The following is a 1,168-nucleotide window of genomic DNA, read 5'->3' as shown; positions in this document are numbered from 1 at the left end:
GTTCACCGAGTTGCCGCTGACGTTGACGGGGAGGTCGACGGGGAGCTGGAGCCCGTTGCCGGACAGCACCCCCGGCGAATCCTTTCCGCCCCCCTGTGCGGTGGATCCGCCTCCGTTGCCCCCGCCCGGTTTGGAGGAGTGCGGGGGTTGGGAGGGCTGGGTTCCGGGGTGGCCGGAGTCGTTGGCACAGCGGTTGCCCGCCGCCGGGTTGAGGACGCCGACCACGCTGACGGTGTTGCCGCAGACGTTGACCGGTGCGTGCACCGGGAGCTGTACCAGGTTTCCGGAGAGGAGCCCGGGTGAGCGTTGGGCCTGGCCGCTCGCCCCGGCGTCCGCGAAGGCGAAGCCGCCCGCACTCGCGGCGGCCAGTCCGCCGCCCGCAACCACCGCCGCGATGAAGCCGTTCCGACGACTGTGCCGCATCAGTTTCCCGCTTTCCGAGGGGGTCCGGGGGACCCGGGAGGAATGGTGCGCGGGCGTCACACCCGCACCGGGAACAACGCGGTAGACCCATACGGGTTATAGAGCTGGTGGGCTTTTCACTCCATCGTGTACTGCGCTCTCCCTACGTATGTGCGGCGGCACAGGTGTGCGGGGGTGGGCGTCAACCCGCCAGGGCCCGGACCGGGTCCGGGGAGGGGCGGCCGGTGGGCCACCAGTCCTCGGCGCCCGGGCGGGACTCGTAGGCGTACCAGAGGTGGTCGCGGCCCAGCCGGAGCTGGCGGCCGGCCGCGGAGGTCAGCCGGTTGCGCTCGGGGCGGAAGTGCCCCAGCGAGGCGGCGAGCAGCAGCGGGCGGGCCCGGTCGAACGGGCCGGCCGGCGGGTCCCACGGCTCCTCCAGGGCGGCGAGCGCGGCCCGGCCGCCCTGCCGCCAGGCCGCAGCGGCCCGGGCCAGGTCGGTGGTGCTCCGGCCGGTGCCGGCGGCCAGGGCCCGGTACAGGCCGCGGGCCGCTCCGGTCAGACCCGCGTGCGGCAGCGGGGAGGCGAGCCGGACCGCGTCCTGCCAGGGGGTGAGACCGGCCATCGGGTCCTCCCCCGTGGCCAGGATCGCCAGCGCCCGGGCGGCCGCGTCGGTGGCCAGCTGGTCCAGGGCGAGGGGATCCGGGGCACCCGGCTCGTCCGGGTAGCCGGGTGCCCCGGATCCCCTCGCCCTGGACCAGCTGGCCAC

General features: G+C 75.4%; 1 protein-coding gene and 1 pseudogene. Both read right to left on the bottom strand.

Annotated elements, in window-relative coordinates:
- A partial coding sequence (locus EF918_RS39255) for a chaplin (RefSeq protein ID WP_148141365.1) occupies window positions 1–423 on the bottom strand: 423 nt, incomplete at its 3' end.
- Between the two features lie 181 nt (window positions 424–604).
- Window positions 605–1,168, bottom strand: a pseudogene (locus EF918_RS35950) (hypothetical protein); the annotation flags it as partial.

It is taken from the genome of Streptomyces sp. WAC06614, assembly GCF_003949795.1.
Lineage (GTDB): Bacteria > Actinomycetota > Actinomycetes > Streptomycetales > Streptomycetaceae > Streptomyces.
This window is presented reverse-complemented; position numbering and strand designations above follow the sequence as displayed.